11 protein-coding genes and 1 pseudogene are annotated in these 7,819 nt (G+C 65.8%); 6 read left to right on the forward strand and 6 right to left on the reverse strand.

The features are described 5' to 3' along the window. Together MJ785_RS16545 and MJ785_RS16550 are read left to right on the forward strand one after the other, a co-directional pair. Positions 1-406: pseudogene (locus MJ785_RS16545) on the forward strand (hypothetical protein); the annotation flags it as partial. 601 nt (positions 407-1,007) lie between these two features. Next, positions 1,008-2,162, forward strand: a complete 1,155-nt coding sequence (locus MJ785_RS16550) for a 4-hydroxybenzoate 3-monooxygenase (protein ID WP_239377335.1) — start codon at positions 1,008-1,010, stop codon at positions 2,160-2,162. A gap of 303 nt (positions 2,163-2,465) precedes the next feature. On the opposite strand, the gene MJ785_RS16555 is transcribed toward MJ785_RS16550, so the two are convergent. From MJ785_RS16555 to MJ785_RS16565, 3 genes are all read right to left on the reverse strand, one after another. Then, positions 2,466-2,606, reverse strand: coding sequence for a hypothetical protein (locus MJ785_RS16555; protein ID WP_239312165.1), 141 nt, complete (start codon positions 2,604-2,606; stop codon positions 2,466-2,468). A gap of 591 nt (positions 2,607-3,197) precedes the next feature. Then, positions 3,198-3,596: a type II toxin-antitoxin system VapC family toxin gene (locus tag MJ785_RS16560; protein WP_239381652.1), complete on the reverse strand. Its 399-nt coding sequence runs from the start codon at positions 3,594-3,596 to the stop codon at positions 3,198-3,200. After that, a complete protein-coding gene (locus MJ785_RS16565; protein ID WP_239381654.1) occupies positions 3,581-3,838 on the reverse strand; it encodes a type II toxin-antitoxin system Phd/YefM family antitoxin in 258 nt (85 codons plus the stop codon). Before MJ785_RS16565 ends, MJ785_RS16560 begins: the two co-directional genes overlap by 16 nt. A gap of 620 nt (positions 3,839-4,458) precedes the next feature. Here MJ785_RS16565 and MJ785_RS16570 point away from each other — a divergent pair. The 3 genes from MJ785_RS16570 to MJ785_RS16580 all read left to right on the forward strand — a co-directional run bounded on the left by MJ785_RS16570 (position 4,459) and on the right by MJ785_RS16580 (position 6,079). Beyond that, entirely contained in the window at positions 4,459-5,346 is an 888-nt protein-coding gene (locus MJ785_RS16570) for a restriction endonuclease (RefSeq protein ID WP_239381656.1), read from the forward strand. A gap of 146 nt (positions 5,347-5,492) precedes the next feature. Continuing rightward, the gene (locus tag MJ785_RS16575; RefSeq protein ID WP_239310318.1) at positions 5,493-5,792 is read left to right on the forward strand and encodes a type II toxin-antitoxin system Phd/YefM family antitoxin; all 300 of its coding nucleotides are present in this window, start codon (positions 5,493-5,495) and stop codon (positions 5,790-5,792) included. Then, on the forward strand, positions 5,789-6,079 hold the full coding sequence (locus tag MJ785_RS16580; protein WP_239347489.1) for a type II toxin-antitoxin system RelE/ParE family toxin: 291 nt from the start codon (positions 5,789-5,791) through the stop codon (positions 6,077-6,079). Before MJ785_RS16575 ends, MJ785_RS16580 begins: the two co-directional genes overlap by 4 nt. Positions 6,080-6,313: 234 nt before the next feature. On the opposite strand, the gene MJ785_RS16585 is transcribed toward MJ785_RS16580, so the two are convergent. The 3 genes from MJ785_RS16585 to MJ785_RS16595 form a co-directional block, all read right to left on the reverse strand. Next, positions 6,314-6,595: a type II toxin-antitoxin system RelE/ParE family toxin gene (locus MJ785_RS16585; protein WP_239310320.1), complete on the reverse strand. Its 282-nt coding sequence runs from the start codon at positions 6,593-6,595 to the stop codon at positions 6,314-6,316. Beyond that, the gene (locus MJ785_RS16590) at positions 6,592-6,873 is read right to left on the reverse strand and encodes a type II toxin-antitoxin system Phd/YefM family antitoxin (RefSeq protein ID WP_239310321.1); all 282 of its coding nucleotides are present in this window, start codon (positions 6,871-6,873) and stop codon (positions 6,592-6,594) included. The genes MJ785_RS16585 and MJ785_RS16590 overlap by 4 nt, the downstream gene beginning before the upstream one ends. A 224-nt stretch (positions 6,874-7,097) precedes the next feature. Next, the gene (locus tag MJ785_RS16595) at positions 7,098-7,349 is read right to left on the reverse strand and encodes a hypothetical protein (RefSeq protein ID WP_239381658.1); all 252 of its coding nucleotides are present in this window, start codon (positions 7,347-7,349) and stop codon (positions 7,098-7,100) included. A 281-nt stretch (positions 7,350-7,630) separates the two neighbouring features. Here MJ785_RS16595 and MJ785_RS16600 point away from each other — a divergent pair. After that, positions 7,631-7,819: hypothetical protein (locus tag MJ785_RS16600; RefSeq protein ID WP_239381659.1), on the forward strand; the 189-nt coding region annotated here is incomplete at its 3' end.

Below are 7,819 nucleotides of genomic sequence, written 5' to 3' on the forward strand. Positions count from 1 at the left end.
ATGGGGCCTTCGCCTGCGGAAACGGCCCGCTGGCGCTGGGTGTTACACCGTTGCTCGGGCACTCCCCCGCGGAAAGGCTCGACCTGGCCGAGGGCACCTTGCCGGGGGCGTTGAAGGACGTGCACGCGCTGCTGGCCCCGCTGGAGACCGCGTCGTCGGCCGGAAGAACTACTACGGCGCGCAAACCGAATGGGCCACCCACCTGGCCGCCCGGGTCTGGACCCGCACCGCCACCGCCGAACGCAACGGCTACGAACCCCTCGCCTACCTGACCGGATACCTGAACCCCTGCGCCGCCGCCGGGGGCAAGCCACCCGAGGGCATGGCACTGGAACGGTTCTTCGTCTGGCTACCCGATCCCGGGGACACCGCCGGCAGCCGAGACCCCGACGGGCCCGCGCCCTAACCCCGTTCGACAGCCGACACGAACCCGACCGGCAACGCCGGCCGGGTGCTCGGTGTGTCCTCCCACGGCATCACCGAATACTTACATTACGGGACTTGGGTGGACGCATCCGCGCAGGTCGCGGGCCTGCCGTGGTCCAACTGCTAAGATTCTCTTCAGTATGCGACGAGCGAAAGGATGATTCAGATAACCAGGGAGCCTCTTGCCTTCCAGTGGACCGGGAACCGGAGCCCGGCCGATACTACATCCGTGCAAGAGTTCATGTTATGACATCGGATCTCTAGTTACGATTGATCTGTCCGTCCATTACATGGTGCGGATGAGCAGCGCCTGCGCACAGCTATTCAGCTGAGGGCGCGGGCGTCACCAGGGGCAACATGGGGCGGGTAGCAGTGTTGACGGGGCAGACCTCCGCTCCGGTGAACAACGGGTATCGGAACGGGTAATTCACCCCAGGCGTCCGCACCGACCGCTATGACCATGGTCACCCGAAGGCGGGCGACACAAGTGGTGAGAGGTGAGCAAGAAGATGGTATTGCCATGGTTACAATCAGGCCCCGGCGCCGACCACGGTCCGCGGGGCGAGTCGTTCGAGGTCGCGGTGATCGGGGCGGGCGTGGCCGGACTGATCGCGGCCACGATCCTCAAAAGGGCCGGCATCGACACCGTCGTCCTTGAACGGAGGACCCAGGAGGAAATCCATAGCCTTGTGCGGGCCGGCGCTTACGGCCCAGGCCAAGTGGCCATTCTTGAACGCCACGGCCTCGCCGACAAGATGCGTTCGGCCGGCAAGGTGGCGGGCATGTGTGAGTTCCGCCACCGCAGGCAACGTTTTGTTGTCGACTGCGAGGCGCTGACCGGCCACGGGCTCACTATCTATCCCCAGCATCTGCTGGTAGGCGATCTGCTCGCCGCCTATCTAGATACCGGCGGCGCGATCGAGTTCGCGGTGTCGGACGTGCGGATCGAGGATCTCAACAGCGACCGGCCGGCGGTGCGTTTCGTGGCGGCCGACTCCACGGAACGCCGACTGCGCTGCCATTACATTGCCGGCTGCGACGGCCACCAGGGAGTCAGCCGTGGTTTCATCCCGCCCGGCGCGATCCGGTCTATCGAACGGACGGGCGGACGGTGGGCGTGGATAGCGGCTCTTGTGGGAGCCGGCCCTTCTGTTCGCCGCACCGTCTATTCTGTCAGCACCGCCGGCTTCGCCGGCCAGATGCTACGCGACGAGAAGATGACCCGTTATTACCTGCAGGTGGAATCGAATACCAATCCAGAGCACTGGCCGGAAGACCGGATCTGGACGGAACTGCATACCCGACTCGCCGTTGACGAGGATTGGACGCTCATCGAGGGAGCCTTGCTAGAGCCCGTAGCCGTGGTATCCATGGACACGGTGTTCTACGATCCGATCAAATTTGGCCGCCTGTTGTTGGCCGGGGACGCGGCCAGGCGGATACCGCCGACCGCGGCCAAGGGCGCAAGCCTGGCCATCGCCGACGCCGAGGACCTCGCTCACGCGGTAACAAGATCACTAAGGTATGGCGACGACGCACCGCTGGCAGCCTATTCCGATACCTGCTTACGGCGCTCCTGGATAGCGCAGGATGCGTCCACGCGACTGTCGGAGCTCATCCATGTCGAGCTCGACAATCGATTTTCCCGCGAGCTACAAGATGCCCGGCTCGACCGGCTGCGGACATCGCCGGTGTGCGCAGCGGAATTCGCCGACCTCTATCTTTCACCTCGCTAACCTCGAAAATTCACGTCGCGATCGTTAACGGTTCGAATCTTGCAGCTGGGCACTGTTGATGTTTGTTCTGGGCTTCGGGCACGAAGGCGGCCCGGGTGTCGCCCTGGTCGGCGCCGACTCCACGGGCCGGACAGGTCCCGCTCGTATCGTCGGGTCGGCGGGGCGAATATCAGGTGGGTGCGGGCAACGCGAGGACCCGCGTGAAAGCAGCGCGCAGCGCATCCACCACGGCCAGTTCTCCGGTAGTCGCAGCCGGTGTTTACGCTGGCCGCGGATAATCCGCCCGGCCGTGTGCAAGAGCCGTTAGCGAACCGTTTTCGGCTCGGTTTTCGCCAGCTCGCCGCCCAGAGCGAGTAACGCCAACCAGGCCAGCAGGTCACAGGCGAGCGCGACCGCGACCGCGACACACCAGGCAGAATTCATCGCGAACGACTTCGAGGGCATCCGCCGCAATCCGGTGGCCTTCCCGCAACGGATCCTCGACTCAAGGAGCAAGCCGCACTGCACGCATAAATTTCTCGGGAGCGGAGGGAATGAACGCTCCCACGATCATGGTCGACGCTCTGTTGGCGCTGGTAGCGGCCGTCCAGCGGCTGCGGAACCCGCAGATCGACGAAGAAAGCAACGAAGGAGAGGGAGGTTTGCTGGAGGGTGGTTTCAACCAGTCAGGGCACCACCCGGGCGTCCGCCTCATGCCAGAACCCCGTAGGTCCCAGCACGATGCGGGGTGCTGCGCTGACCGCTGGAGACCGCCCTTCGAAGGTTCTCCTCGCCGTCGCACCCCTCGTCCGACCTGCGCGGACGAGGAGCAACTGTGCTCCAACAGGAGGACCGCCCCAAGCCCGACACGCACCCCGTCCCCCCGGGGAATTACGTGATCGTCCACACACAGCGACGGGTCCGCCGACGGGCAGGAGTTCACGGGCGACGTCAAGTAGCGCACGTCGCTAAAGTGCCCGGTACTCGGCGATGGTCGACGCCTCGATCTTCAGTATCCCACCCCCCTTTCGGTGACAGAAACCGTCTGAACGGTACCTACGGTTCGACTGCCAGGACGTCCGGAAGATCGGCGAAGCGTGCCTTGGCGTCGCGGCTGACGATGGTTCGACCGGTCTCGGCCGCGTGAGCCGCGATGATCAGATCGTGGGCGCCGCGAGGCCGTCCGATCTGCCGCGCGGCCGCGATGAGGCGAGCATGGTGAACAGCCGTCCTCTCGGTGTAGTCCAGCACGTCCAGCACGGACATCATGGCGGACAGTGATCTTGCGCGGTCCGCGGCTCTGGCGGCGGTGTCGGCCAGCTCGATCCCGACGCGGTACTCGGCGACCGACACGGCCGCAATCGCAAGCTCGTCGTCGTCCAGGCTGGCCCGGTCGATGGCTCCCCGTTCGTAGGCGATCAGGATGTTGGTGTCGAGTATCAGGCGGCGGCCCACGGATCATCCTCGTTCGCCGTCACATGGCCGAGCGCCTCGGCGACGTTCTTCTCGAAGGCGTCATCCGGCGGCGTCGTTCCGGCGAGCGCGGCCCGAAGATCGGCGCCAGTCCGTCGACGTGCTGGCCCGATCTCCGCGACCGGATGATTGCCTCGCGTAATGGTTACGGTTTCGCCGGCCTCGATGGCGTCAAGCAGGTCCGAGAACCTCCGAGATGCCTCGGTCGCCGTCATGGTTCGCATGCCGTCATGCTATCTGATTATCAGATTCGAGACTGCCGTAGCCTGGCGGCTCGACGTGGCGGCCACCGCGACGGTGTTCGTCCGGTACGTCGACGAGACCGCGTTCGCAGCGAGCGACCTGATCCAAGCGCCGCGCATTTCGATGTCCGCCTCGGCCTCGGATTCGGGTACCGGCGAGACCGGAGGGCGCCGTCGCTCCAGCGACTGCAGCCGGGTCTGCATCTCCGCTACCCGGCAGACATGCACGACACCGGCCGGGGAGTTCATCGGGTTCGCGGCACCCGTGGCGGGCTGTCGCGTCTCGACGCCAGACTCCTCGACGTGTCGTCGCCACTCCGCACGGAGCCGCCGACGAGCTGCTGATGACCCGTTGCCACGCGCCGCCGCATCGTTCGCGTGACGAGAAGTCCCTGCGATCTCGGTGATATGCCGCTTTGCGACGCACTGTATGTCAATAGTTGACGTGTGGTCAGTCGTGCTTCTGGTCGTCGGGGTTCGTCGGCGGGTCGGCGGCGGGTCGGCGGCGTCCGAGCGCTCGCCGTGTTGGTTCATCTCGGGGCCGCCGGGTGCGGGGGCGTCCGGCGGGCTCTTCGGCGAATGAGCGGTGGTTCTCCTGGCTGGTGGGGGTGGGGATCGGCGGCCTGCTTCTCGTCACTCTCGTCCAAGGGCTCGTGGATGCGTGGGGCTGGTGGGCGCTGCCGGTTGGGATCCTTGTAGCGCTCGCAACAAGCTGGTCGCTACTCGCGGTGCGCGCTCGCAGGATTCGTGAGAGCGGGCGCAGGGCAGCTGTGGCTGCCGTCGACGCACTGAGCCCGACCGAGTTCGAGCATCACGTCGCGGATCTGCTGAGACGTGACGGCTGCCTGAGGGTTCGGGTGGTCGGAGGTCGTGGGGACGGGGGCGTGGACGTCCTCGCTTACACCCCCCGAATGGTCCGGATCGCGGTGCAGTGCAAGCACTACTCGGGCCTTGCCGTGGGCCCGTCCGCGGTGAAAGAGTTCAACGGCTGTGCGCGGACGGATCATCGTGCCGGTGTCGCGCTGCTGGTCACCTCGGGCCGCTTCACCTCGGCGGCCGCGGACTTCGGCCACCGTCACCGCATCCAGCTGGTCGACCGGGAGGTGCTCTCGCGCACGAGAGCCAGGATCGGCGCCACCCGCGACTCTGGCAGGCGGTCGATCAGACTGTGCAGCTCGTCCCGCAGGGTACTCACCGGCCCAGGATACGAGCACCGCACGACCAGCCGCCGAGATCCACCGGCACGCAGGACGATCGGCGCACCGGAGGCCCCCGCACAAGCACGTTCCGAGGCGGCACAGGAACGTCGACGTGACCCAGAATGTCTGACGATCACGATCATCAGACGAGCCGGAAGTGTCCGGAACCGCCAAGTGTCTGGAACGCTTGTTCCACTCGGTAAACGATGTTCTGGCCGGCGCGGTCACCAAGCATCGCCCCTGTTCCGGGTGCGGGTGGCGACGGGGCTGACGGTGATGTCGGGACCCTAAACCAAGATCATGTGGTTCTTATGGGGATACGTTAGGTCCACCACACTCCGCAACAAGCGTCTGACCTGGTCGAATAGGTTACAACTGAGCCGGGGACGCCTGAGTGCTGGTCGAAATTTTGACCAACCCGGGCTAGACTTCGAACCATGACGATCGACGCGACGTCCGTTCCACTCTCCGAGGCGAAGACCCACCTGTCCGCCCTGGCTCGTCGTGTGCGCCACCAGCACGAACGGATCACCTTGACCCGCAACGGCGAAGCCGAGGCTGTCATCGTGTCCGTCGACGACCTTGAGGGTCTCGAGATGACGCTGGAGATCCTCAGTGACACCGAGGCCGTCCGAGGGATCACCGACAGCCTCGCGGCCCTTGGCCGTGGCGAGGACGGGGTGGATCTCGCCACCATGCGTGCCGAGGTGGCTCGTCGTCGAGTCACCGGAGCGTGAGCCCGGACGCGGGTTCCGAACCCTACGCGGTCCGTTTCCAGCCCGCCGCGCGACGGGCGTTGGCGGAGCGGCTGCCCGAATCGGTTGCCACCGCCGTCCTTGAGTTCTGCGACGCCGCCTTGGCCACAAGCCCTTACCGCGTTGGCAAGCCGCTGTTCGGCCCGCTCACCGGGTGCCATGGCGCTCGACGCGGTACATACCGCATCGTGTACCGCGTCGACGATCGTGCTCGCGTCGTGCACGTTCTCGACGTGGATCGCCGGGCTGATATCTACCGGCCGCGCTGATGACAGTCGATCCCGGACGCTCCCGACAGCGGTTCGCGGGAGGGCGCTGCGCTACCCGGACCGGAACCCCGGCCGCAGCCCGAGGGCGAGGACATTCCGGAAGCCGAAGCAGAATGTCAACGCGACCAGGATGGAGCGGTCCCGGTTCCGTGGACAGCGGGATTGAGGGTGGTCTCAACCGGTCAGTGCACCACCCATGTGTCACCTTGGCCGCTTGATTCCGCCCACTATCGCTCAGCGGTGGTACACGTCCCGACGGTGATCGATATCGACGACGGTCACGACCATGGCCTTGTCATCGATGCGGTAGATGATCCGGTAGGTTCCGCGCCGGGCACTGAACCGGTCATCGAGCGGCGGCATCAGCCGCTTGCCGACCCGATACGGGCCATCGAGAAGTGGGCCGGTGATGAACTCGTAGGCGGCCGTGGCGACCGGTTCCGGCAGGGTCTCGCCGAGCGCGCGGCGGACCGTCGGCGTGGCCCTCAGGGTGTAGGGCCCAGCCGATCCGGTCATGCGGCGCCGCGTCGGCGCCGCATCGTCTCGGCCAGTGCGTCCGCGGTCACCTCTTCGCCGCGTGCGAGCTCCGCGTCGGACTGCGCGAGCCGGCGCATCGTGGCCGGGTCGCTGAGGATCGCGAGCGTCTCCTCAAGCTGCTTCAGGTCCTCGACGGCCACGAGCACGGCCGACGGGTGGCCGTGGACAGTGACGGTCACCCGCTCGTGATGGTCATGTACACGGCCGACGAGTTCGGACAGGTGCGACTTCACCTCACCCAACGGCAACGTCGTCATGACTAGAAGTATGACCAAACCTGTAGGCGATGTCGACGGCGGGCCGGACTTTCGACGGTCGAGCCCACGAGAGCGTCCCGAGGGGTGAGGCCGCAGATCCCGGTCAACGCGCGACCTGGCTCGGGGCTGATGATCGGAAACCACGAGGGATACCCACGGATACCACCGGGAAGATCCCGAGCCCCTGCCAGAGCCGTGTCCCGCCGTACCCACACTTGTACCGATCACGCCGTGGAACGGGCCGCAACAGTACCGAACGACCACCTACGCGCGCCGCGTCCACCGAAACGCCCGGCGAACCGATGTCCCGCCAAGAACTGGCCGAACGGATCAACCACTGGATCTACAACCACGACCAGACAATCACCGAGATCGACGGGAACTACCTCGGCAAACTCGAACGCGGCATCATCCGCTGGCCCCAACACCGCTACCGGCAGGCCCTCCGCGCAATCCTGCGCGCCAACACCGACCAAGACCTGGGATTTCACCGCCCGACGCGGCGACACAAAGTGGACAACCGAGAAACCGTCACCCTTCGAGACAGCAACGAGGAAGAAGAGCCAATGCGGCGACGGACCGTCCTCAGACTAGCTGGAGCGGTAATCGGCGGCGGTAAGAACCCACACATACCGACCGTCCATCTCACCGTACCGCTCAGTCCGTCGGACAGCGCTTATCTCGATCAGGGAATCTCGCACAAAGACCTAAGTGGTCGGCGCTGGAAGTCCTTCGGGGGTTGTCGGATGCCAGGTGGATGCGTCGCGAGGCGGAGGAGGCCCCGGTAGCGGTGTTCTACCGGGGCCGACGACAACGAGGCGAGGCGCCGCCTGGCGCCGGCAGGCCCTGGATGAACTTCCAGCGCCGACCACTAAGCCAGGCGGTAGCCCGTGCCAAGCAGGCCTACCGGTCCTGCCGGTACACAGAACTAATCACTGTCCTTCCC

The organism is Protofrankia sp. CiT1 (assembly GCF_917627335.1).
Lineage (GTDB): Bacteria > Actinomycetota > Actinomycetes > Frankiales > Frankiaceae > Protofrankia.